This window comes from Longimicrobium sp., from assembly GCA_036387335.1.
Taxonomy (GTDB): Bacteria; Gemmatimonadota; Gemmatimonadetes; order Longimicrobiales; family Longimicrobiaceae; genus Longimicrobium.
The window spans coordinates 1-23,206 of sequence record DASVTZ010000110.1 but is presented as its reverse complement, the minus strand read 5'-3'; the positions used below and the strand labels follow the sequence as shown (position 1 = coordinate 23,206).

Here is a 23,206-nt window from a genome sequence, read left to right as displayed (position 1 = left end):
ACGAACCCGATGTCCTCACCCCTCCCTCCCCTTCCGCTGGTGGGCCGCGAAGCCGAGGTTGCGATGCTGCGCGAGCTGCTGGATTCGGCGGATGCGGGGCGCGGCGGGATGCTGGTGTTCTCGGGCGAGAGCGGGATCGGGAAGAGCCGCCTCCTGCGCGCGGCCGCCGAGGACGCCGAGCGGCGCGGGTGGAGCGTGGCCGTGGGTCGAGCGTATCCAGTCGAGGCCGGCATCCCGTACGCCCCCGTCGCGGACCTCCTCCTCCCCATCGTCCGCGCGCTGTCCCCCGAGGCGCTGGCGACGCTCACGCGCGGCGGCGAGACGGAGCTGGCCTGGCTCATCCCCGCCCTGCATCGCCCTGGCCCCGAAGCGCAACCCGAGCTCAAGACGCGCCTCCTCTGGAGCTTCACCGAGTTCCTGGGAAGGCTCGCCGCGCGCCGTCCCCTCCTCCTGCTGATCGACGACCTGCAGTGGGCGGATGCATCGTCGCTGGAGCTGCTGCACTTCGCCGCGCGCCACCTGGGCGACAAGCGGATCGCGCTGCTGGCATCGTACAACGACACGCAGGGCGCCGCGTGGCTGCGCGCGCTGGAGCAGTCGCGGGGGAACGCGCGCGTGCACCCCGTCGTTCCCCTGTCGCGCGAGGGGACCGGGGCGCTGGTGAGCGAGCTGTTCGGGGATGACGAAGCGCTCGCGGAGCTGCTGTACTGGTGGACACGTGGAAATCCCTTCTTTCTGGAAGAGATCCTCAAGATGCTGGTGAAGTCCGGCCGGCTGGCGCTGCAGGACGGGCGCTGGAAGGGGTCGGAGCTGGAGGGGATCGAGCTGCCGCGCTCCATCCGCGAGGCCGTGATGGAGCGCGTCGCCACGCTGGCGCCGGCCACGCGCGAGGTGGCGGAGCTGCTCGCCGTGATCGGCACCGGCGCGCGCTACGACGAGCTGTGCGAGGTGTCGCAGGCCAGTGACGCGGAACTGGTGGAGGCTCTGGAGGAGCTGCGCAGGCAGCGCGTGCTGGACGAGCGGCTGGAGGGCGCGGCGGTCGTCTACGACTTCACCCACCCCATGCTGCGCGAGACGCTGTACGGCGGGCTCGGATTGGCGCGCGCGCGTCTGCTGCACGCGCGCGTGGCCGAGGCGCTGGAGTCGCTCCACGGCGCGGATACGCCGGAGCACGCGGGGCGCCTCGCCTACCACTTCGTCCGCTCACACGCGCGCGACGCGGAAAAGGCGGTGCGCTACCTGGCCGCGGCGGGGCGGGCGGCGCTGGCCCGCTACGCCAACCACGAGGCCGCGGACTACCTGGGCGCCGCGCTGGAGCGGTCGGACGGCACCGCCGCGGGTCTGGTGGAAGACCTCGCCCGCGCGCGGCAGCGGCTGGGCGACTTCGACGCCGCGGTCGATCTCTGGACGCGCGCACGCGCCGCCGCCGCCGATGCGGGGGCCGACGCGCGGGTGGGTGCGGCGGAGCGGCGCCTCGGTTTGCTAGACTACTGGGGCGGGCGCTATCCGGAGGCGCTGCGCCACTTCGATGCGGGCCTCGACGCCGCCCTCCGCGCCGGCGACGATGGCCTGCGCGCGCGGCTGCGGCTGGCGCGCGCGGAGTGCTTCATGGAGATGGGATCGCCCGGCGAGGCGCGCGAGGAGGTGGAGGAGGCGCTCGACATCGCCGAGCGGCTGGGCGAGGCGCCGCTCCTGGGGCGCGTGCACCTGATCCTCCTCCTTCTGCACACCTGGACCGGCACACCGGGACGGGCGCGCGCGCACGGCGAGCGGGCCCTCGCGCTGGCGGGCGAGGAGAGCGAGCCGGGGCTGCGCTGCATGGTGCACTGGGGGATGGGGATGCTGGCCGGCCTCACCGGTGACGCCCCCGCCATCCGCCATCACGTGGCCGAGTGCCAGCGCGTCGCGGACGAGATCCACTCCCCCATCCACCGCGTGCGGGCCGCGGAGTTGGCGGTGGAGCTGATGTCCAACACCGGCGAGTGGGACGAGGCGCTCGCCCTCGCGGAGCGCACCCTCGCCACCGCGCGCGTACTGCGGCAGCGCACGATCCTGGCGCGGCTGCTGGTGTGGACGGGGCTGATCTACCTGGGGCGCGGCGACCTGGAGCGGGGGCGGCGCTACGTGGACGAGGCGTGGGAGCTCTCCGGCGCCGGCGACCCCGAGCACCCGCTGGACGTGCACACCGTCGTGCCTGCGCACTGCGGGCGGGCGGCGTACCACCTGGCGGCCGGCGAGTTCGCCGAAGCGGTGCGCGTAGGGGAGAGCGGCCTCGCCGTCGCGGACCGCACGGGATATACGGTCTGGGCGATGCACCGCGTGCTCCCCATCATGGCAGAGGCGTACCTGTCGATGGGGGACGTGGAGGGCGCCACCCGCATCGGCGCGCGGCTGCGCGAGGACGCGGGGCGGCTGGGGCACGGCCTGGGGCTGGCGTGGGCGGATGCCTGCGAAGCCTTCCTCGTCTGGCTGCGCGGCGACATCGACGAGGGGATCCGCTGCCTGCGCGCCGCCGCCGAGCGCCTGGAATCGGTGCCGGTGATCCCCGCGGCGGCCCGTCTCCGGCGCCACTTCGCCGCCCGCCTGCGCGACTCCGGCCGCACCGACGAGGCGCTGCAGGAGCTTCGCCGGGTCCACGAGGTCTTCGTGCGCCTCGGCGCCGAGCGGGAGCTGGCGAAGACGCGCGAGCAGATCCGCGAGCTGGGTGCCCGCCCTCCCTCGCGCGGCGAGGTGGCGAGCGGCGCCGCCGGCCTCACCGCCCGCGAGGCCGAGATCGCGCGCCTCGTGGCCGCGCGCAAGTCCAACAAGACGATCGCGAAGACGCTGGACATCTCCCCCCGCACCGTCACCACGCACCTCTCCAACATCTTTCGCAAGCTGGAGATCGGCTCCCGCGGCGAGCTGGTGGACGTGGTGCGTGCGGGTGGGGTGGGGGAATAACGGGCGGGCCCCCTCCCCCGCTCGTACCTCGCGGCCCCTCCCCCAAAACTGCCTGGGGGAGGGGCGTTGCACGCGTGCACGGGGCGCGTTTGCCTGGATTCGCTGTCGCGCGCGGCTCGCCAGACCGCTTCAGCGGTCTTTGCGTAGTTCCAGCCGGGGGATTTATCCCCCGGTGTTGTGGTTCCCCCGGCGCCCATCCTCGCCCCCGCCCTCACCCTCCTTCGTCGTACCGCTCGCGCGCCTGCACGGCCAGGTTCAGCGCGATCAGCCGCGCGCGCTCTTCGGTGAAGGGGAGGAACCAGTCCGGGCTCACCACCGTGACCATCCACCCGCCGCACACCAGGCGCACGCCGAGCCGGTTCGCCTCCACGGCCGGGGCGCACGGGATGTCGCCGAGGAGCGGGTGCCCGTCCAGCAGCTCCGCCACCCAGATCCGCATCGTCTCCCAGGGCGTCTCGTCCGGCGCGTCCATCGAGCTTCTCCGCGAACTCTGGTGAACCGCCGAACAGCAATCTCACGCGGAGGCGCGGAGACGCAGAGGGAGCACGCAAAGTTCTCCGCGCCTCCGCGTCTCCGCGTGAGGCATGCCGTTACCGTGCCGCGCCCAGCACCCCGTCGATCGCTTCCGTGAACTCGTCGATGTCCAGCGGCTTGGTGAGGTAGGCGCGCGCCCCGCTCTCCAGCAGCCGCTTCACCGTGGTGGGCGTCGCGTCCGCGCTGATGACGATCACCGGGATCTCGCCGGTGCGCGGGTCCGCGCGGAGGCGGCGGAGCACCTCCTCGCCAGGAAGGTCGGGGAGGTGGAGGTCCAGGAGGATCAGGTCGGGGCGGTGCTCGGCCGCGAGATCCACTCCGAGGCCGCCCTGGAGGGCCGAGAGGAGGGTGATCTCCGGGCGGCCGGAGAGGATCGCCTCGATCAGGCTCAGGTTGGCGACGTTGTCCTCCACGTACAGCACCTTCGCCAGCGATGCACCGTCGCGCGCCGCGGGGGCATCGTGCGTGGCGTGCGGCACGGGCTCAGGCGCGGCGGACGGGGCCTCCACCAGCGGGAGATCCACGGTGAAGATCGAGCCCTCCCCCACCACGCTCTCGGCCACGATCGTCCCGCCCATCGCCTCGATCAGCGGGCGAGAAAGCGCGAGGCCGAGCCCCGTACCCTCGACCCCCGAATCCTCCGCACCGAGGCGCGCAAAGGGGACGAAGAGCTGGTCCATCTTCTCCGGCGCGATCCCCTGCCCCGTGTCGCGCACGGCGATGCGCACGCGTTCGCCGTCCACCTCGCACGCCACGTTCACGGAGCCGCCGGGGTTGTACTTGACGGCGTTCGAGAGGAGGTTGAGAAGGACCTGCGTGAGCCGCTGCCGGTCCGCGCGCATCTGGACGGGCGAGGTCACGGGGACCTCGTTGACCAGCGTGCAGCCGTACTGCACCGCCACGGGGCGGATCAGGCTCAGGGCGTCCGTCACCACCTGCGCGGCGCGCACCGGCTCCAGCAGCAGCGCCTGGCGGCCGCTCTCGATGCGGGCGATGTCGAGCACCTCGTTGATCAGGTTGAGGAGGTGCCGCCCGGCACGCAGGATGTGGTCGACACCCTTGTGCTGCTCGGGCGTCAGTGGATGGCGCGCCAGCACCTGCCCGAAGCCCAGGATGGAGTTCATGGGCGTGCGCAGCTCGTGGCTCATGCGGCTCAGGAACTCGCTCTTGGCGCGGTTGGCGCGCTCCGCCTCTTCCTTGGCCCGCTGCAGCGCCTGCTCGGTGCGCTTCCGCTCGGTGATGTCGCGCGCGATCCCCACGGTACCCGCGATGCGGCCGGCGTGGTCGAAGAACGGCTGCTTCACCGTCTCCAGGAAGTGCTCCGTGCCGTCCGGGTGCTGGAAGCCTTCCTCGGTCACGAACTGCCGCCCCTCGCGCAGCACGCGCTCGTCGTCTTCGCGGATCTTGCGCGCCACGGGGAGCGGCCAGATCTCGAAGTCCGACTTCCCCAGGCAGAACTCGCGGGTGACGCCGGCCGCGCGCGCCACCGCCTCGTTGACGGCCAGCACGCGGTGACTGGCGTCCTTGAGCCACGCTAGGTCGGGGATGTTGTTGAGGAGCGCCTCCTGCTGCTCCTGCACCTCGCGCAGCGCCTCCTCCGCCTGCTTGCGCTCCGTGATGTCGCGCGCCACGGCGATCACCGCGTCCTGGCCGAAGTAGGTGGAGCGCGTGAGCACCAGCTCCTTGGGGAAGGTGCTGCCATCCTTGCGCCGCCCCCACCACTCGAATCGCTGCGGCTCCCCCGCCACCACGCGGCCGAAGCGGACGCCCGTGTCCTCCAGGTCCACGCGCTCCAGGTCCGCGAGGATGGCGGGCGTCTGGCCCATCAGCTCCTCGCGCGTGTAGCCGTAGGTGCGCAGCACGGCCGCGTTCACGTTCAGGAAGCGCCCCTCCAGGTCCTGCACGTACACCAGCTCGGTGAGGGAGTCGAAGAGGCCGCGGTAGCTCTCCTCGCTCGCCCGCAGCGCCTCGCTGGACGTCTTGCGCCGCGTGATGTCGCGCGAGTTGACGACGATCCCCTCCGCCGTGGAATCGGGGCTCAGCGTGCGCCCCATCCCTTCCAGCACGCGCCACTTGCCGTCCGCGCCGCGGCAGCGGAACTCCACGCCCCGGCTCGTCCCCGGCTGCCGCGCGACGGCTTCCAGCGCCTCGCGCACGCTCTGCACGTCGTCTCGGTGGATCAGGCGCAGCACGTCCAGCCCCACCAGCTTCTCCGGATCGAAGCCCAGGATGCGCTTTACCGAGGGCGAGTTGTAGCGGAAGCGCCCCTCCGCGTCGACGATGGTGATGAGGTCGGAGCCGTTCTCGATGAGCGCGCGGAAGTGCTCCTCGCTGCGCTGCAGGGCACGCTCGGCGCCCTTGCGGTCCGTCACGTCGCGCACGACGGTGACCACCTGGTCCTCGCCGAAGGGAAGGAAGCGCGCCTCGAAGTCGCGCACCCCGCTCTCCACCGGGAGCGAGTACTCCACGGTGGCCAGCATCCCGGTTCGCCTCACCTCCTGCACGCGCTCCATCACCGGCGCGGCGACGGCCTCGGGGAGGACCTCCTCCAGCCTGCGGCCGGTAAAGACGTCGGGGCTGGTGTACAGCTTGTTCCCGTCGCCGGACTGGTGGTCCAGGATGCGACCCGCCGCGTCCAGGCGGAAGTACAGGTCGGGGAGGGCGCGGAAGACGGCCTCCAGCTCGGAGCTCTTGTGCGCCAGCTCGGTGACGTCGGCCAGCACCACCAGCTCGCCCGCGGCGCCGCCGGTCCCCTCGCCCACGAAGGAGGTGGAGACCTGGTACACGCGCCCGCCGATCGCCACGCGGCGCAGCGAGCCGTACGCCACGTCCGCCGGCCCCAGCGGCGCCAGCACCTCGCGCCCGGGCTCCCCCACCCCGCGCCCCTCCTCCACGCGCAGAATGCGGCGCGCGGAGGGGTTCAGGTCCACGACCGTTCCCTCGCAGTCCAGTACCACCACGCCGTCGCGCATCCCCTCGATGAGCGCCGCGCGGGCCACGGGCACCACGCGGATCAGCCGCAGCCGCATGATCGCCCAGCCCAGGATCACGCCGGAAACGGTGAAGAGGAAGGGCATCGGGTTGGCGGGGAAGCGCCAGACCCCGTAGTGCACCACGTTCCCCACCCAGGGGATGGAGATGGCCAGGATGAGCGCCAGGTCGCGCCCGAGGTAGACCCGGGGTGGCCGCGCCGCGTGCACCGCCAGGAGGACCACCGCGGCGGAAAGGATCAGCCACGACACCCACAGGTGGGCGTAGAAGCCGGGGCCGTTGACGATGGGCGCGGCGCCGCCGTCCGGCCCGGGTATTCCCGGCCGGGAGAAGAAGTGGTGCAGCTCGTTGCTCCACGCCATCGCCACGGGAATGGCCGCGGCCGCGACGACCGCGGCGAAAGCCGGGGTGCGCAGCCACCGCCCGCGCCCGGTGTAGACGATGGCCACCGCGAGCCACGCCGCCGGGATCATCCCCGCGCCCAGCATGATCGCCTTGACCAGCCAGGCCCTCGCCAGCGGGTCGGTGGTGGCCAGGAAGAGCGCGTAGGCGAGCGACCACTCGGCGGAGCACAGCCCCACGGCGGCCAACCCGAGCGCGCCGTGCGCCCTGCGGTGGCGCAGCGCGTACGCCGCGACGGCGCCGGACACCAGCGCGGAAAGGAGGAGCAGGAGGAAGCGGTTGGAGTACCAGGGCATGACGCGCGGCCGGGCGGCGAAACGACAGAGTGGTGCGGAAGACCTTCAGGCCATCATTATAAGCGCTCCGTCCCGATCTTTACAGGATAGCGGCACCGCAACAGCAGGCTCACACACAGACCCGGAGCCACGGAGAAAGCTCTTCCCGTCTTTTCTCTGTGTCTCTGTGTCTCTGTGTGAGGCCCATTCCGTAGAAGCCCGCCCACGAACAGTCCCCGCCGATACGGGTACAGAGCGCCTCAGGCAGGCTCCACACACGCACCAATCCGATGCGCACCCTCTTTCTGCTCGTCCAGCTTCTCCCCTTTGCGTTCTCCATCGCCCGCGATCGCAGGCGCTGGCTGCTGTGGGGCGCGCCCGTGCGCCGAAGCGCCGCGTTCCACCGGCGCCGCGCGGAGCGGCTGGCGCGCGCCATCCCGCGCGCGGGGCCCACCTTCGTGAAGATCGGCCAGGTGTTCGCCGCCCGGCCGGACGTGGTGCCGGAGCCGTACCTCGGCGCGCTGGGCGACCTCACCGACCGCGTGCCCTGGGTGCCGTTCGCCAAGATCGAGGGCGAGCTGGTGTCCGCGTACGGCGCGCCGGTGGACGAGGTGTTCGAGGAGCTCGACCGCGAGCCGATCGCGGCGGGATCGCTGGGGCAGGTGTACCGCGCCCGCCACCGCGGCGAGGACGTGGTGGTCAAGGTGCTGCGCCCCGGCGTGGAAGCGCTGGTGGAGCACGACGTCCGCTTCGTGCGCCGCGTGCTGGACGCGGTCGAGCGCCGCTGGACGCACCCGCAACTCCGCGGCATCCGCGTGGCGCTGGACGAGTTCGAGCGGCGCATCGCGGACGAGATGGACTTCCGCAAGGAGGCCGCGTACGCGCGGGCCATCGGCGAGCGCTTCGCCCGCAGCCCGCGCGTGGTGGTGCCGCGCGTCATCGAGGGAATGGTGAGCCGGCGGACGCTGGTGCTGGAGTTCGTGGAGGGGACGCGCGTGGACCGCATCGAGCCGCTGGTCGCTGCGGGTCTCATCGACCCCTCCGCGCTGGTGGACGCGGTGGTCGAGGCGTACGTGCAGATGATGCTGGTGGACGGCCTCTTCCACGCCGATCCGCATCCCGGCAACCTCCTGGTGCGCGCGGACGGCGCCCTGGTGCTTCTCGATTTCGGGATGGTGATCGAGGTCGATCCGGTCCAGCGCCGCCATCTCGTGCACACCGCCCTCGCCGCCGTGGGCGGGGACGCGGAGCGGGTGGTGGACGGCTTCTTCGCGCTCGGCATCGTGGAGCCCGGCACCGACCGCGCCACCATCCACCGCCTGGTCGTGCTCCTCCTTGAGATGACCGCCCGCGGCGCCGACGTCGGCGAGATGCAGCGCGCCCTGGCCGACGAGGTGATGCACCTGCTGCACGACTGGCCTGTGGTGCTCACGGGCGAGATGACGTATTTCGGACGCGCCGTGGCGCTGATCGAGGGGCTGGGTGCGCGGCACGTGCCGGGGTTCAACCCGGTGCGTTACATGCGGCCCATCCTGATGAAGCACCGCTCCGCCGTCCTGCGCGCCCTCGGCCCCGCCGACGGTGAGGGCCACGACCTCGCATTCGCCCTCGGCCTCCTCGCCCGCGACGTCACCCGCGTCATCGTGGATGCATCGCGCGGGATCTTTTCCGTCTTCGCGCGGCACCTTCCCGGCATCGCCGCGGTGGGGCGGCGGGTGGAGGCGGAGGTGAACGCGGGAGAGCCCGAGGTACAGAGGCTGGAGGTGGGGGAGAAACCGGTGCTGGCGGAGAAGCCGGTGCTGGGGGAGAAGCCGGTGCTGGCCGGCGGTTGAAACCGCTGCAACAACTGCGGGAAGCCTGCCTTCGCAGGCTCCGGGGGGCGGGATCGGTGCGGCGGCTGGTCGCCGGGGGCTGAAGCCCCCGGCTGGAACTACGGGAAGGCGGCTGAAGCCGGCTCGTGCGATCCGGCATTGGACCCCGAGTCCGCGGAGGCGGACTTTGCGTGGTTCCAGCGGCGAATTCATTCGCTCCTGGGGCGAGGCGCGGCGCATGGCAGGGCACGGGCAGCCACGTGGGGCTGCCCCTACGGAAATTCGAGGCGTGCCGCGGAGGTGGAGGAAGGGGTGGGGGCGGGCGCGAATGAATCACAAGAGGCGCGGATCCCGCCCGCGAGTCCGCGCAGGCGGACTTCGTGCTGTCGTTGCAGCGAGTTCACTCGCCCCGGCTAATGGTCCGGACCCGCGATCGCGCCGCGGACAGGAGCTGCGCGGCGAAGCGGAGATGGCCGGCTTCCTCCTCGGCGTACCTCGGGTTGGAGCGCGGCACGAGCTTCTGGTCGGCGCCGCGCCAGCGGATCAGGCGGTTGCGGTCGAAGTAGAAGCGCTCCTCCTCCGTGTTCTGCACCCTGCCGTGGGGGCGGTCGTAGCGCATCGAACGCCGGAAGACGAAGACCGGGGAGCCGCCGCGGAAGTAGATGGTCTCCACCGTCCTTCCTGATTCGCCGAAGTGCGTCGCCGTGACCCGCGCGACCCGACCGCCCTCCAGGAACACGCGCGCCTCTCCGCCCTCGAGCGAGAACCCCTCCAGCTCGATCGTGTGCTGCGCGGTCAGGCGGAGCGCGTCGATGCGCTGCACCTCCCGCCGAATGCGGGCGACGATGGCCTCCACCGCGGGCTGAGCCGGCGCGGCCTGCGTCACGAGAGCAAGCGCGAGAAGTACCCGGATGAAGGTCGGCATGGGTGTGGAAGATGGGTGGGATGGCGGGGCCGAGCGCGAAAAAGTCGAGCTGACGCCAGGCGAGCGCAAGACCACGCAAAGAAAAGAGGCGCGGAGAACCCGATCGGTTCTCCGCGCCTCCGCGTCTCCGCGTGAGACCTCCCGTGGTCAGCGGCCCGCCAGCTCCCGCTTCTCGCCCTGCTGCTTGCCCTTGCGGTCTTCCTGGCGCGCCTTGAGCACGACGGCGTCTGCGTCCAGGTGGTCGTCGCCGCAGGAGTGGACGTATTCTTCGTAGGTGCCCAGGAAGTCGCGGATGCCGGCGCGGCTGATCTCCACCACGCGGGTGGCGAGCTGGGCGACGAACCACCGGTCGTGGCTCACCAGGATCAGCGTGCCCTCGTAGCTCTGCAGCCCCGCCACCAGCGCCTCGATCGACTCGAGGTCCAGGTGGTTGGTGGGCTCGTCGAGTACCAGGACGTTGGGCTGCTCCAGCGCGATCTTGCTGAACACCAGCCGCGCCGCCTCGCCGCCGGAGAGGGCGCTGAGGCGCTTCTCGCCGTCGTCGCCACTGAAGAGCATCATCCCCAGGTGGCCGCGCACGAAGCCGCGGTCCTTGTCCGGGCAGAAGCCCCACAGCCACTGCTCGGCGGTGCCCTCCTGGTCTTCGAGCTGCTCGTGGTGGTCCTGGGCGAAGTAGCTGCGCTGCGCCTCGTACCCCCACTCCACCCCGCCTTGGTCCGGAGCCAGCTCGCCCATCACGATCTTGAGCAGCGTGGACTTCCCGATCCCGTTGGGCCCCATGATGACCATGCGGTCGCCGCGGCGCACCTCCAGGTCGACGCCGGGGAGGACTTCCTTGTCGCCGAACGACTTGCGCACGCCCTTGATGCGCAGCACTTCCTTGCCGCTCTCCCGCCGCTGGTTGAAGCGGAACTTGGGGTAGCGGCGCGACGAGCCGGGGAGCTCTTCCATCTCCTCCACCTTGCGCTCGATCATCTTGGCCTTGCTCTGCGCCTGCCGGGCCTTGCTCGCCTTGGCCTTGAACTTGTCCACGAACTTCTGGTGATGGGCGATCTCCTTCTGCCGCCCCTCGATCTCCTTCTCCTTGCGCTCCCGGTCTTCCACCTTCTGCTCCAGGAAGTCCGAGTAGTTCCCCTTGTAAAGCGTGACCGTCTGGTAGTCCACGTCCAGGATGTAGCTGGCTACGTTGTCCAGGAAGCGGTGATCGTGCGAGATCACGGCGACCGGGCCCTCGAAGTCGTGGAGGAACTTCTCCAGCCAGCGGATGGAGAGGATGTCCAGGTGGTTCGTGGGCTCGTCGAGCAGGAGGACGTCCGGGCTGCCGGCCAGCACCTGCGCCAGCAGCACGCGCAGCTTGAAGCCGCCGGAAAGCGTCGACAGCGGCTTGTCGTGGATCTCGGCGGGTAGGCCGAGCCCCTCCAGGATGACGGCGGCGCGCGCTTCGGCGGTGTAGCCGTCCAGGCGCATGACCGTGTCTTCCAGCTCGCTGAAGCGGTCCGCGTCGAAGTACTCGTGCGCGTTGGCGAGCACCTTTTCCTTCTCCACCATCGCCCGCCACAGCTCCGGGTTGCCCATGAGCGTGACGTTCAGGATCGTTTCGCTCTCGTAGAGGAACTGGTCCTGGCGCAGCACGCCCAGCCGGGCCGACTTGGGGATCGAGACGGAGCCCTTGGTGGCATCCGCGTCGCCGCTGAGGATGCTGAGGAGCGTGGTCTTGCCGCACCCGTTGGCGCCCACGATGCCGTAGCGCTCGCCCGGGTTCAGCTGAAAGGCGGCATCCTGGAAGAGGACGCGGTCGCCAAACGATTTTTCGAGGTTGGATACGGAGATCATCCCACAATATAACGGTTATTCCCGGTTTTTTGATCCCCCCGCGTGCACGACGCGCGTCGATGAAGCTGTGCAGGGGGCGCGTCTGGCACTACCTTGCGCTTCACACCTCATCCTGCCGTACCCCCACCCCCCCCGGAGCCCAAGCATGACCATCCTGATCGTCCTCGCAGTCGGCGTCGTGATTGCGTTCCTGATCGTGGGGATGTACAACCGGCTCGTGAAGCTGCGGGTCACGTCGCAGAACGCGTGGTCCGACATCGACGTGCAGCTCAAGCGGCGCGCGGACCTAGTGCCGAACCTGGTGGAGACGGTGAAGGGATACGCCGGCCACGAGCGCGGCACGCTTGAGGCCGTGACCGCCGCACGCGCGCGCGCCGTCGCGGCGAGCGGTGCCGGCCCCGCCGAGCGGGCCGAGGCCGAGGCCGCGCTGAGCAGTGCGCTCCAGGGGCTGACCGTCGCCGTGGAGGATTACCCGGAGCTGCAGGCCTCCGCCAGCTTCCTCGACCTGCAGACGCAGCTCTCCGACACCGAGGACAAGATCAGCGACTCGCGCCGCTACTACAACGCGGTGGTGCGCGACCTCAACACCGCCGTGCAGACCTTCCCCTCCAACCTGCTCGCCGGGCCGATGGGCTTCCACGAGCGCGAGTTCTTTGAGGCCGCCGAGGCCGAGCGCGCGACCCCCGCGGTCCGCTTCTGATGCGCCGCCTGCTCGCGCTCGGGGCGATACTCCTCGCCCTCGGGGCGCCGCTGCACGCGCAGGAGCGCTCCATCCGCATCCGCGACTTCGACGCGCTCCTGACGGTGGGGCGCGACGGCGAGCTGGACGTCACCGAGCGGCTCACCATCGGCTTCACGGGCGAGTGGAACGGGCTGAACCGCGACCTCCTGCTGCGCCACGTGACCGGCGAGGGGCGCAAGGAGGTGCTCGACCTGGAGGTCACCTCCGTGACCGATGGCGACGGCAAGGCGATGCGCGTGGAGACCACGGACCTCGAGGACGGGTGGACCAAGCGCCTGCGCATCTACATCCCCGGCGCGCGCGACGCGGACCGGCAGGTGGTGATCCGCTACCACGTGGCCAACGCGATCCGCTTCTTCTACGACGGAAGCAAGACGGGGCCGCTGGACGAGCTGTACTGGAACGTGACCGGCAGCCAGTGGGACATGCCGATCGACCGCGTGCACGGCCGCGTGGTGCTCCCCGCCGGCGCGCGGGCGGGTCCGGTGGCCGTGTACACGGGCGCGGAGGGGACCACGCTCGCCGGCTCCAACGGCGAGTCGCGCGTGACGGAGACTGGGGTGGAGTTCGCCTCTACTCGTCCGCTGGCGCCTTTTGAGGGAGTGACGGTCGGCGTGGGATGGCCGCCGGGCTTCGTCGCCACGCGCCCCAGCGACGAGGCGCACCGCACCGCGGAGATGGTGCGCCTGTGGCCGCTCGCCCTGCCGCTGCTGGCGTTCGGGCTCAGCTTCCGTGCGTGGCGCCGGCGGGGGCGCGATCCGCAGGAGGAGTCCATCGTCGTCCAGTACGAGCCGCCCGAAGCCATGACCCCCGCCGAGGTGGGGACGCTGGTCGATCACACGGCCGAGATGCGCGACATCACCTCCACGCTGGTGGACATGGCGGTGCGCGGCTACATCGGGATCGAGGAGACGACGGAGAAGAAGCTGATGGGCCTCTTCACCAGCACCGACTACACGTTCTATCGGCGCCGCCCGCGCGACGAGTGGAGCGAGCTTGCGGAGCACGAGCGGCTCTACCTGACCGCGCTCTTCCAGGACGCCGAGGAGTCGGAGGAGAGCTGGGAAGAGCTGCGCGCCGTCGCCCACGCTTCGGGCGACGAGCCGGATCACCCGCGCCGACGCCGCGCGCGCGGTGGCAGCGAATCGGTGATGCTGTCCGATCTCTCCGAAAAGTTCTACACGTCCCTCCCCGGCATCCGCGACGCGCTGTACGCGAACCTGGTGGAGCGCGGCTACTACCTGCGCCGGCCAGACAAGGTGAAGAACCTGTGGCTGGGGATGTCGTTCGCGGTGCTCATCGTCAGCGTGGTGGGCGCCTTCATCGCATTCGATTCCACGATCTCCTGGGTGTCGGCGGGCGCGCTGGCGCTCGGCGGTGTGACGAGCGCCATCATCGTCTTCATCTTCTCGCGCATCATGCCGGCGCGCACCCCGGCCGGGGCGCGGGCGCGGGAGGGCGCGCTGGGCTTCCGCGAGTTCCTGAGCCGCGTGGAGAGCGAGCGCTACAAGCGGATGATCACCTCGCCGGAGATGTTCGAGCGCTTCCTGCCCTACGCCATGGCCTTCGGCGTGGAGGGCCGCTGGGCGCGCGCCTTCGAAGACATCTACCGCGAGCCGCCGCAGTGGTACCGCGGCACCGGCACCGGGCACTTCCACGCGACCGGCTTCTCGCAGCGGATGAGCGCCATGTCCAGCACGGCCGGGAGCACGATGTCGTCCAGCCCCAGCTCGTCCGGGTCCGGCTCGGGCGGCGGCGGGTCGAGCGGCGGCGGGAGCGGCGGCGGGGGCGGTAGCGGCTTCTGAGGAAGGGCGGCTCTTACGCAGGCGCAACAGGAAGGAACGACACCCGAAGGGGAGGCGGCGTGGCACGGAAACCAACGGGTCTCCGTGCCATACTGCGTTGGGGTACCGCATGTTATAGGCCGATTATTTGCCATAAAAACGCCTTGACAGGAATAGATGTTTCCCGTAAACTATCGTCCGGAGCCGGTAGGGACCCCCCACGCAGTACCCCCCGGCCGCGACCGCGGCCACCTTTCACACCACCGTACCAGGAGATCCTCCCATGAAGCTCGAGTCCCTCGAGAACGAACTGTTCGCACCCATGAGCACCACGGAAGCCGCCGCGATCAAGGGCGGAATGGCCGAGGCCACTTCGAACACCGTGTGGAGCAACACGTGGGTCAACGGCCAGTACATCGGCCTGGACAAGGACGTGTTCACCGACGAAGGCCCCGCCCCGGTCAAGCCGTCCGAGGCGTAAGCAGCTCGCCGTACCAGCAGCGCAACCGCAGTACCCTGGCCGCGCGAACCGCGGCCACCGCTCTCCAGAGGCTCGCCGGGCGGAGAGGTGCCACTTCCTCCTCTCCACATTCCGCAATCACCGAAAGAGACGTTGTTCGAACACTCTGCGGGCGTGAGGCAGCCGGGATAGTTCCCCGGAATCGCCACGCGCCGGCCACCGGACCACGAAAACGCGGTAGGTTTTCACCGCGCCGCCGTGCTTCCGACCCCGCGTACTGCCTGGCGCGCAGAGAAATAGCTACGGATGAGGTTTTACCACGCAGTCGCGTCTGCCGTAAACTGATATTTGCGACAGGCTCTCGTCCGGAGCCGGCAGGTACCCCCACGCAGCACCCCCCGGCCGCGACCGCGGCCACCTTTCACACCACCGTACCAGGAGATCCTCCCATGAAGCTCGAGTCCCTCAAGAACGACCTGTTCGCTCCGATGAGCACCACCGAGGCCGCCGCGATCAAGGGCGGGCTGGCCCAGGCCACCTCCAGCACCGTGTGGAGCAACACGTGGGTCAACGGCCAGTACATCGGCCTCGACAAGGACGTGTTCACCGACGAGAGCCCGGCCCCGCAGCAGCCGGCGACGCAGCTCGCGTAACACATCAGCACCCTGTAGTACGGCCGCAACCGCGGCCACCGCTCTCTGAAGGCTCCCGGGTGGAGGGGAGGCGCAGGTCTCCCCTCCACACTACCCAAAAATACAATCGGACTAAATTTACTTTTCTTTCCGTGTTTCCTCTCGCGCGCTGATCTCCGCCAGCGGGGCGCGCCGGGCCGCACTACGCTCGATAGCGCGGCCGCATGCCGAGCGACGGGCGGTGGCGCGAATTACTCGATCATGGTGTTGGACAATCCATCATTTCACACGTCCCGCTGTAAAACATTGCAGTACCCCCCGGCCGCGACCGCGGCCACCTTTCACACCACCGTACCAAGAGATCCTCCCATGAAGCTCGAGTCCCTCAAGAACGACCTGTTCGCCCCGATGAGCACCACCGAAGCCGCCGCGATCAAGGGCGGGCTGGCTCAGGCCACCTCCAGCACCGTGTGGAGCAACACGTGGGTCAACGGCCAGTACATCGGCCTCGACAAGGACGTGTTCACCGACGAGAGCCCGGCGCCGCAGCAGCCGTCGACGCAGCTGGCGTAACACGGCTCGGCGGTGGCGGCACCACGCCGTGCCGCCACCGCCCGACAACGAGGTTCTTCGGATGGTGGAGAGGGGACTCCGGCCCTCTCTCCACCCCCCGGACTCAACACAATCAGCCCGATCAATCGACACTCCTTACTGATTTCATACGCGTGGCACCCCGGGCAGTGGGCCCAGGGCACTTGCCGCGCGAGCCGGAAAACCCATGCAGCGCAGCGGCGAACGATGATCTTGGTTTTGAGCCAGGCGGCGTACGAGGCCACCACCGACGTAGTGCAGGACTGGATCGAGCACCTGGGCGGCGACGCCACGCGCCTGAACGGCGAAGACCTCACCGAGGGCGGCGCGTTCGCCGTGCGGTTGGGCCCCGGCCGCGACGACCTGCGGCTGCAGGTGGGCGGCCGCGAGATCGGCGGCGCAGAGGTCGGCGCGGTGTGGCGGCGCCGGTGGCACACGCTGCGTGGGGTGGGAGCCCTGCCCGACACGACGCCCGAGCTCCGGCAGCTGGCGCAGCGCCACCTGGCCTCCGAGGTCCACGCCGTCTCGCAGTCCGTGTTCGCGCTGATGGAGGAGCAGCCCTGGCTCTCCCGCCCCGTGGCCGTGAACAAGGTGCGCGCGCTGCGGCTCGCGCGGCGCGCCGGGCTGGAGATCCCCGAAACGCTGGTGACCAACCAGCGCGCCGAGGTGCTGGCCTTCATCGACGAGCACGGCGACGCCATCACCAAGTGCGCCAGCGACGGCGAGATGTTTCCCGACGAAGAGGGGCGAAGCTGGGCCACCTACACCTCGGTGGTGACCCGCGACGACGCGCTCGCGCTTCCGGAAGCCTTCTTCCCCTCGCTGCTGCAGGCGCGCGTGGAAAAGAACTGCGAGCTGCGCGTCTTCTACCTGGACGGCGAGTGCTGGCCGATGGCGATCTTCTCGCAGGCCGACGAGCAGACCGCGGTGGACTTCCGCCTCTACAACCACGTCCACCCCAACCGCAACGTCCCCTACCGCCTGCCGGCGGACGTGGAAGCGGCGGTGCACCGCTTCATGGCCGAGATGCGCCTGGAGACGGGGTCGCTGGACCTGATCCGCACGCCGGACGGGCGGCACGTCTTTCTTGAAGTGAACCCGGTGGGGCAGTTCGCGATGGTGGCGGAGCCCTGCAACTACCCGCTGTACCGGCGCGTCGCCGAGTACCTGATCCGCACGGAGGCCCAGTGAGCGCCGAGAACCCCACCCCCCCGCCGGCCATCGCCGGCCTGGCGAGCGACCCCGCGGCGGTGCCGCTGGCGTACGGCTACCTGCGCGTGGCGCCCACGCCCCCCGAGGTCACGCGCACCGCGCACAGCGACTGGCACCGCGCGCAGGTGTACGGCTGCGCCGGCTTCTACAAGACGATCTCCCGCTGCGTCGGCATGGAGGTGTGACGCCATGCTCCACGAAGACAAGCCGTTCGTGCTGTTCGCCAACTGCGTTCCCGTGCGCGGCGCCCGGCGCAGCACCATCTGCGACCTGCAGCGCGGCCGCGTGCACCCCGTCCCCAACGGGCTGCACGAGGTGGTCACGGCGGGGCGCGGACGCACACTGGCGGAGCTGCGCTGCATCTACGGGCCCGCCGCGGCCGAGACGCTGGAGGAGTACTTCACCTTCCTCCTGGAAAACGAGCTGGGCTTCTGGTGCGACGACCCGGACGCCTTTCCCGACCTGGACCTCTCGTGGGACCACCCGGGGCTGGTGAGCAACGCCATCGTGGACGTAGGCCCCGCATCGGACCACGACTTCGCTTCGCTGGTCCGCCAGCTGGACGGGCTGGGGTGCCGGGCGCTGGAGCTGCGCGTGTTCGCCCCGTGGCCGCTCGCCCGGCTGGACGCGGCGCTGGCCGAGGCCGCCGGCAGCCGCCTGCGCACCATCGAGGTGGTCTTTCCCTGGTCCGACGAGTGGAGCGCGCAGGAGATGGCGGAGCTGGTGTTCCGCCACCAGCGCGTGTCGTCCATGCTGGTGCACTCGGCCCCCCAGGGGCGCACGCAGGAGTTCAGGCGGGGCGACACGCCGGTGCACTACACCACGCAGGCGATCGACCACCACTCGCACTGCGGGCAGGTGCACCCGGCCGTCTTCGCCGTCAACATGGGCGCATTCACCGAGGCGAGCACGGCCAACTCGTGCCTCAACCGCAAGATCTCGGTAGACGAGTACGGCGAGATCCGCAACTGCCCGTCGATGCCCCGCGCGTTCGGCAACGCGGCGCGGGTGCCGCTCGCCACCGCGCTGGAGGCCGACGGCTTCCGCCAGCACTGGGGAGTGACCAAGGACCAGGTGGCGACGTGCCGCGACTGCGAGTTCCGCTACGTGTGCACCGACTGCCGCGCCTGGGTGCGCGACCCCGCCGACGCCCTCAGCAAGCCGGCCCGCTGCAGCTACGACCCGTATACGGCGGAGTGGGGCGGAGACCCCGCCCCCTTCCCCGCCAGCGCGCCCGCCGCGGCGCGCTGACGTGACCCCGCGACCCCGCCTTCGAATGTCCTCCTCCATACTGCGCGCCCGCCCGCGCCTGAAGCCCACCTTTCCCTCGCTCCGCCAGTTCGACGCGATGGACTGCGGCCCCACCTGCGTGCGCATGGTGGCCAGCCACCACGGCAAGCGCTTCAGCCAGCGCGAGATGCGGGCGCGCGCCTGCATCGACCGCGGCGGCGTCTCGCTGCTGGGCATCGCCTACGCGGCCGAGGCGGTGGGCTTCCGCACCCTTTCCGTGCGCACCACGCTGGCCGCGCTGGGGGGCGAGGCGCCTCTTCCCTGCATCGTTCACTGGCGGCAGAACCACTTCGTGGTGGTGCACCGGGTGACGCGCGACCGGGTGTACGTGGCGGACCCCGCCGACGGCGAGCTCAGCTACACGCACGAGGAGTTCACGCGCGGCTGGCTCCACGACGGAGGTGCCGCCAGCGACCGCGGCGTGGCGCTGCTGCTGGAGCCCACGCCGGCGTTCTACGAGCAGGACGACGCGGGCGACAACAGCCGCGCCGGCCTGCGCTTCCTGCTGGGCTACGTGCGCAGCTACCGCGGTCTGTTCACGCAGGTGGCGCTGGGGATGATGGTGGCGAGCCTGCTGCAGCTCGTCTTCCCCTTCCTTACGCAGGCGCTGGTGGACCATGGGATCGGGCACCAGGACATCGGCTTCGTGAACGTGGTGCTGCTGGCGCAGCTCGCGCTGCTCGCCAGCCGCACGTCGGTGGAGTTCATCCGCAATCGCATCCTGTTCCACGTGGGGACGCGCATCTACGTCTCCATCATATCCGACTTCCTGGCCAAGCTGCTGCGCCTGCCGGTCCCCTTCTTCGACACGCGCCACGTGGGCGACATCCTGCAGCGTGTGCAGGACCACACCCGCATCCAGCAGTTCCTTACCGGCACCATCCTGCAGACGCTCTTCTCGGTAATGACGCTGACGGTGTTCAGCGTGGTGCTGGCGGTGTACAGCTGGGCAATCTTTGGGGTGTTCGCGGTGGGGAGCGCGCTCTACGTGGTGTACTCGCTCCTCTTCCTCAAGCGGCGCAAGGAGCTGGACTACCAGAAGTTCGCGGAGCAGGCCCGCACGCAGAGCGCGCTGGTGGAGCTGGTGGGCGGGATCAGCGAGATCAAGCTGGCCAACGCGGAGCAGCAGAAGCGGTGGGCGTGGGAGCGCATCCAGGCGCGGCTCTTTCGCGTGAACCTCAAGTCCCTCTCGCTCGGCCAGTTCGAGGACGGCGGCTCCATCGCCATCAACGAGATGAAGAACATCTTCATCACCTTCCTGGGCGCCAAGCTGGTGATCGACGGCGAGCTGACGCTGGGAATGCTGCTGGCGGTGCAGTACATCCTGGGCCAGCTCAACGGCCCGCTGGGGCAGCTCGTCGCCATCGTGCACAACGCGCAGGACGCGCGCATCTCGGCCGAGCGGCTGGGCGAGCTGCACGGGCACCCGGACGAGGAGGAGCCGGGCGAGAAGATCGTGGATCTGCCGGAGGAAGGCTCCATCTCGCTGCGCGGCGTGGGCTTCGGCTACGGCGGCGCGCTGGGCGAGGAGGTGCTCAAGGACGTGGAGATGGAGATCCCCGACGGCAAGGTGACCGCCATCGTGGGCGCCAGCGGGAGCGGAAAGACGACGCTGCTTAAGCTGCTGCTGAAGTTCTACAACCCGTCGCGCGGCGACATCGCGGTGGGGGGGAGCGCCCTGGGCACCCTCTCGGCCCGCAGCTGGCGCAGCCAGTGCGGCGCGGTGCTCCAGGACGGGCAGCTCTTCTCCGACACCATCGCGGGGAACATCGCGGTGGGCGAGGACACGGTGGACCAGCGCCGCCTCCTCCACGCGGTGACGGTGGCGAACATCCGCGAGTACGTGGAAACGCTGCCTCTGGGCTACAACACGCGCGTGGGCCGCGACGGGCTGGGGATGAGCCAGGGGCAGAAGCAGCGCCTCCTGATCGCCCGGGCCGTCTACAAGCAGCCCAAGTACCTGCTGTTCGACGAGGCCACCAGCGCGCTGGACGCCAACAACGAGAAGGCGATCATGGGGCGGCTGCAGGACGAGTTCCGCGGGCGCACGGTGGTGATCGTGGCGCACCGGCTGAGCACGGTGAAGAACGCCGACCAGATCGTGGTGCTGGACCGCGGGCGCGTGGTGGAGCGCGGCACGCACGAAGATCTCGCCGCGCTGCGCGGCCACTACTACACGCTGGTGAAGAACCAACTCGAGCTTGGGAGCTGACGCCATGTCCGCGAACGGAACGGCCGCCGGCGGGATCCGCGTGGTGGTGGACGGTGCCGGGCACCGGGTGCTCGTCTTTGGGATGCAGCGCATTCCCCTTCCCGGCCTGCACGGCGGCGGGGCGGTGCCCGAGGCTCGCGTGGCGGAGGACCAGAACGGCCGCCGGGTGCTGCTGCTGGGCGCCGAGGAGATCCCGCTCCCGGCGGGCGACGCTCCCCCCGAGGCGGCGGCGCCCGACCTGAGCCTCTTGGGCGGCCACCTGGCGCGGGTGGAGGCGGACGCCACGGGACGCACGTACGTGTCGTTCGACGGGCGCCGCGTGGAGATCGCGCCGCTCTCGCTCACGGCGCAGGAGGCCGCCGCCGCCCGCGTGCTGGTGGACGACTCGGGCCGGCACATCCTGGTGGCCGGGCCGAACCGGGTGGTGATCGCCGCCCCGCCCGCCGCCTCCGCCCCCCCGGTGGTAGAGACGCGCAGCGAGCCGGCCATCGTGCTCAAGGACGACGCGGGGCAGACGGTGCTGCTGCACGCGGGCGAGCGCACCCCGCTCCCCGGCGTCGTGCTCACCCCCGCCGAGGCCCGCTCCGCGCGCGTGGAGACCGATGCCCGAGGCCGCAGGCACCTGGTGGCCGGCGCGCACCGCATCGACCTGTCGTCGCCCCACGACTCCGCGGAGCCCGAAGCGCCGGCGCCCGTACCGGTAGCGAGCGCACGCCCGCTCCCGGCGCGCTCCGAGCCGGCGGACTCCGACGCGGAGCCGGACCTCAACCTGCGCAGCGAGGAGCTGCAGGAGATCATCGGCTTCATCCCCCACTGGCTGGTGCGCTGGGGTACGACGCTGGTGTTCGCCACCGTGGCCATGCTCTTCGCCGTGGGCTGGCTGGTGCGCTATCCGGACGTGGTGAGCGGCAAAGTGGTGCTCACCACCCCCGAGCCCCCGGTGCGCCTGGTGCCGCGCGTGAGCGGCGAGGTGGCCCACCTCTTCGTGCGCGACGGCGAGCGGGTGAAGCCCGGCGCCCCCCTGCTGGTGCTGCGCAGCTCCGCCCGCTGGGAGGACGTGTTCGCGCTCTCGCGCCGGCTGGAGCAGGTGGAGGGTGAGCTGGGAGGCGACCTGGGGCGCATCGCCGCCTCGTTCGACCCCATGCTCAGCCTGGGAGACCTGCACCCCGCCTACGCGGCGTTCCTGCAGAGCCTTTCCGACCGCGGCGCATCGTCCGCCGCGGGGTACGACGCGCGGCGCGTGGCGGAGGTGGAGCAGCAGATCCGCGACCAGCAGGTGGTGCGCGCCAACGCGGCGGCCAAGCAGCGCGTGCAGGCGGACCAGCTGGATCTCGCCCGCCGCGACCGTGACCGTGCCCGCGCCATGGCCTCGCGCGGCCTGATCTCCGAGGCCGACGCCGAGCGCGCGGAGGCCGAGTACCTCCAGCGCCGCTCCGCGATGCAGGACGGGGAGAGCGCCGTGGCCGCGGCCGACGTGCAGATCTCCGCCTCGCGCTCGCAGCTTCTGGAGCTGGGCAGGTCCATGGAGGACATGGGGCGCAACCAGGGACTGGCGCTGCGCGCGGCGCTCGCCACCCTGCGCGGCGCCGTGGCCCGGTGGGACCAGGAGAACGTGATGCGGGCGCCCTCCGCCGGGCGCGTGTCCAACTTCCGCGCGCTGGCCGAGCACCAGTTCGTGGAGCAGGGCGCGCCGCTCCTCGCCATCGTCCCCGAGGGCGGGCGCGCCGTGGGGCGCGTGCTCCTGGCATCCGCCGGCGCCGGCAAGGTGGAAGTGGGGCAGCGGGTGCTGCTGCGGCTGGAGAGCTTCCCCTCCCGCGAGTTCGGGGCGGTGGCGGGCCGGGTGGCGCGAGTCTCGCAACTCGCCATGGAGAAGCGGGACAGCGACGAGACGCAGTACCTGGTGGAGGTGGAAGTGCCACAGGACCTGGTGACCACCTACCGCCGCCGCCTCCCCTTCCGGCAGGAGATGCGCGGCGACGCAGAGATCGTGACGCGCGACCGCCGCCTGGTGGCCCGCCTCTTCGACCAGGTCCTCGGCTCCGGTACAGACTGAGGGGAGCATCACCGATGAAGAAGACCGTCGCGGCGCTCGCCGCCCTGCTGCTGTGCGCGGCGCCGCTGGCCGCGCAGTCCGCGGACTCGCTGCGGAGCGCCGCCGCGCAGGCGTACGGCCGGCACGACTACCCGGCGTCGGCCGCTCTCTACCTCCGCCTCGCCGCCATGCCCTCACCCTCGGCGCTGGACCTCTACAACGCGGCGTGCAGCGCGGCGCTGGCCGGCCGCGCGCCCGAGGCGCTGGCGCTCCTTCGCCGCGCGCTGGACGCCGGCTTCGAAGGCTACGACCTGCTGCTGGAGCGCGACCCGGACCTGGCCTCGCTCCGCTCGCTTCCCGGTTGGGCGGAGGTGGCCGCCGCCGCCCGCGCCCGCGCCGCGGAGCACGAGCGGATGCTGGCGTCGCTTCCGCAGCCGGGCGCCGCGCTGGCGGGAATGGAGCGCGCGGGCTACCTCGCCACCTACCTGGCGCTGGAGGAGATGGACGCCGCGCATCCGCAGGCCCCGCCGGAATGGCGCG

Annotated in this window: 17 protein-coding genes; 13 read left to right on the top strand and 4 right to left on the bottom strand. The window is 70.9% G+C overall.

The window, feature by feature from the left end; genetic code table 11:
• The first annotated feature begins 9 nt into the window (after window positions 1-9).
• Window positions 10-2,940, top strand: coding sequence for an AAA family ATPase (locus VF647_10245; protein HEX8452468.1), 2,931 nt, complete (start codon window positions 10-12; stop codon window positions 2,938-2,940).
• A gap of 211 nt (window positions 2,941-3,151) precedes the next feature.
• Here VF647_10245 and VF647_10240 read toward each other — a convergent pair whose 3' ends face one another.
• Together VF647_10240 and VF647_10235 are read right to left on the bottom strand one after the other, a co-directional pair.
• Window positions 3,152-3,412 carry a hypothetical protein gene (locus VF647_10240; GenBank protein HEX8452467.1) on the bottom strand — a complete coding sequence of 87 codons (261 nt, stop codon included), beginning with the start codon at window positions 3,410-3,412 and terminating at the stop codon, window positions 3,152-3,154.
• Window positions 3,413-3,530: 118 nt separating this feature from the next.
• Entirely contained in the window at window positions 3,531-7,163 is a 3,633-nt protein-coding gene (locus VF647_10235; protein HEX8452466.1) for a PAS domain S-box protein, read from the bottom strand.
• A gap of 269 nt (window positions 7,164-7,432) precedes the next feature.
• Between VF647_10235 and VF647_10230 the strand changes: the two genes are divergently transcribed.
• The gene (locus VF647_10230) at window positions 7,433-8,974 is read left to right on the top strand and encodes an AarF/UbiB family protein (GenBank protein ID HEX8452465.1); all 1,542 of its coding nucleotides are present in this window, start codon (window positions 7,433-7,435) and stop codon (window positions 8,972-8,974) included.
• A gap of 379 nt (window positions 8,975-9,353) precedes the next feature.
• Here VF647_10230 and VF647_10225 read toward each other — a convergent pair whose 3' ends face one another.
• Both VF647_10225 and VF647_10220 read right to left on the bottom strand, forming a co-directional pair.
• Entirely contained in the window at window positions 9,354-9,878 is a 525-nt protein-coding gene (locus tag VF647_10225) for a hypothetical protein (GenBank protein ID HEX8452464.1), read from the bottom strand.
• Between the two features lie 147 nt (window positions 9,879-10,025).
• Entirely contained in the window at window positions 10,026-11,711 is a 1,686-nt protein-coding gene (locus VF647_10220; protein HEX8452463.1) for an ABC-F family ATP-binding cassette domain-containing protein, read from the bottom strand.
• Between the two features lie 145 nt (window positions 11,712-11,856).
• Between VF647_10220 and VF647_10215 the strand changes: the two genes are divergently transcribed.
• From VF647_10215 to VF647_10165, 11 genes are all read left to right on the top strand, one after another.
• On the top strand, window positions 11,857-12,411 hold the full coding sequence (locus VF647_10215; protein HEX8452462.1) for a LemA family protein: 555 nt from the start codon (window positions 11,857-11,859) through the stop codon (window positions 12,409-12,411).
• The gene (locus VF647_10210) at window positions 12,411-14,258 is read left to right on the top strand and encodes a DUF2207 domain-containing protein (protein HEX8452461.1); all 1,848 of its coding nucleotides are present in this window, start codon (window positions 12,411-12,413) and stop codon (window positions 14,256-14,258) included. Before VF647_10215 ends, VF647_10210 begins: the two co-directional genes overlap by 1 nt.
• Before the next feature lie 262 nt (window positions 14,259-14,520).
• Window positions 14,521-14,718, top strand: a complete 198-nt coding sequence (locus tag VF647_10205; protein HEX8452460.1) for a hypothetical protein — start codon at window positions 14,521-14,523, stop codon at window positions 14,716-14,718.
• A gap of 428 nt (window positions 14,719-15,146) precedes the next feature.
• On the top strand, window positions 15,147-15,350 hold the full coding sequence (locus VF647_10200; GenBank protein HEX8452459.1) for a hypothetical protein: 204 nt from the start codon (window positions 15,147-15,149) through the stop codon (window positions 15,348-15,350).
• A 348-nt stretch (window positions 15,351-15,698) separates the two neighbouring features.
• Window positions 15,699-15,902, top strand: coding sequence for a hypothetical protein (locus VF647_10195; protein HEX8452458.1), 204 nt, complete (start codon window positions 15,699-15,701; stop codon window positions 15,900-15,902).
• A gap of 225 nt (window positions 15,903-16,127) precedes the next feature.
• Complete coding sequence (gene gwsG / locus VF647_10190) at window positions 16,128-17,111, top strand: grasp-with-spasm system ATP-grasp peptide maturase (GenBank protein HEX8452457.1); 984 nt, start codon at window positions 16,128-16,130, stop codon at window positions 17,109-17,111.
• A complete protein-coding gene (locus VF647_10185) occupies window positions 17,108-17,317 on the top strand; it encodes a hypothetical protein (GenBank protein HEX8452456.1) in 210 nt (69 codons plus the stop codon). The genes gwsG and VF647_10185 overlap by 4 nt, the downstream gene beginning before the upstream one ends.
• A gap of 4 nt (window positions 17,318-17,321) precedes the next feature.
• Window positions 17,322-18,383 (top strand): grasp-with-spasm system SPASM domain peptide maturase, encoded by a 1,062-nt coding sequence (gwsS, locus tag VF647_10180; GenBank protein HEX8452455.1) that lies wholly within the window; start codon window positions 17,322-17,324, stop codon window positions 18,381-18,383.
• Between the two features lie 25 nt (window positions 18,384-18,408).
• Window positions 18,409-20,634, top strand: coding sequence for a peptidase domain-containing ABC transporter (locus tag VF647_10175; protein ID HEX8452454.1), 2,226 nt, complete (start codon window positions 18,409-18,411; stop codon window positions 20,632-20,634).
• 4 nt (window positions 20,635-20,638) lie between these two features.
• Window positions 20,639-22,687: an HlyD family efflux transporter periplasmic adaptor subunit gene (locus VF647_10170; protein ID HEX8452453.1), complete on the top strand. Its 2,049-nt coding sequence runs from the start codon at window positions 20,639-20,641 to the stop codon at window positions 22,685-22,687.
• 14 nt (window positions 22,688-22,701) lie between these two features.
• Window positions 22,702-23,206: hypothetical protein (locus VF647_10165; GenBank protein ID HEX8452452.1), on the top strand; the 505-nt coding region annotated here is incomplete at its 3' end.

What these genes read in the sequence shown, in the direction of transcription:
- VF647_10175 (HEX8452454.1), top strand. Translation starts at nt 18,409, where the DNA reads ATGTCCTCCTCCATACTGCGCGCCCGCCCGCGCCTGAAGCCCACCTTT.
- VF647_10215 (HEX8452462.1), top strand. Translation starts at nt 11,857, where the DNA reads ATGACCATCCTGATCGTCCTCGCAGTCGGCGTCGTGATTGCGTTCCTG.
- VF647_10210 (HEX8452461.1), top strand. Translation starts at nt 12,411, where the DNA reads ATGCGCCGCCTGCTCGCGCTCGGGGCGATACTCCTCGCCCTCGGGGCG.
- gwsS (HEX8452455.1), top strand. Translation starts at nt 17,322, where the DNA reads ATGCTCCACGAAGACAAGCCGTTCGTGCTGTTCGCCAACTGCGTTCCC.
- VF647_10240 (HEX8452467.1), bottom strand. Translation starts at nt 3,412, where the DNA reads ATGGACGCGCCGGACGAGACGCCCTGGGAGACGATGCGGATCTGGGTG.
- VF647_10230 (HEX8452465.1), top strand. Translation starts at nt 7,433, where the DNA reads ATGCGCACCCTCTTTCTGCTCGTCCAGCTTCTCCCCTTTGCGTTCTCC.
- VF647_10220 (HEX8452463.1), bottom strand. Translation starts at nt 11,711, where the DNA reads ATGATCTCCGTATCCAACCTCGAAAAATCGTTTGGCGACCGCGTCCTC.
- VF647_10205 (HEX8452460.1), top strand. Translation starts at nt 14,521, where the DNA reads ATGAAGCTCGAGTCCCTCGAGAACGAACTGTTCGCACCCATGAGCACC.
- VF647_10225 (HEX8452464.1), bottom strand. Translation starts at nt 9,878, where the DNA reads ATGCCGACCTTCATCCGGGTACTTCTCGCGCTTGCTCTCGTGACGCAG.
- VF647_10245 (HEX8452468.1), top strand. Translation starts at nt 10, where the DNA reads ATGTCCTCACCCCTCCCTCCCCTTCCGCTGGTGGGCCGCGAAGCCGAG.
- VF647_10200 (HEX8452459.1), top strand. Translation starts at nt 15,147, where the DNA reads ATGAAGCTCGAGTCCCTCAAGAACGACCTGTTCGCTCCGATGAGCACC.
- VF647_10195 (HEX8452458.1), top strand. Translation starts at nt 15,699, where the DNA reads ATGAAGCTCGAGTCCCTCAAGAACGACCTGTTCGCCCCGATGAGCACC.
- gwsG (HEX8452457.1), top strand. Translation starts at nt 16,128, where the DNA reads ATGATCTTGGTTTTGAGCCAGGCGGCGTACGAGGCCACCACCGACGTA.
- VF647_10235 (HEX8452466.1), bottom strand. Translation starts at nt 7,163, where the DNA reads ATGCCCTGGTACTCCAACCGCTTCCTCCTGCTCCTCCTTTCCGCGCTG.
- VF647_10170 (HEX8452453.1), top strand. Translation starts at nt 20,639, where the DNA reads ATGTCCGCGAACGGAACGGCCGCCGGCGGGATCCGCGTGGTGGTGGAC.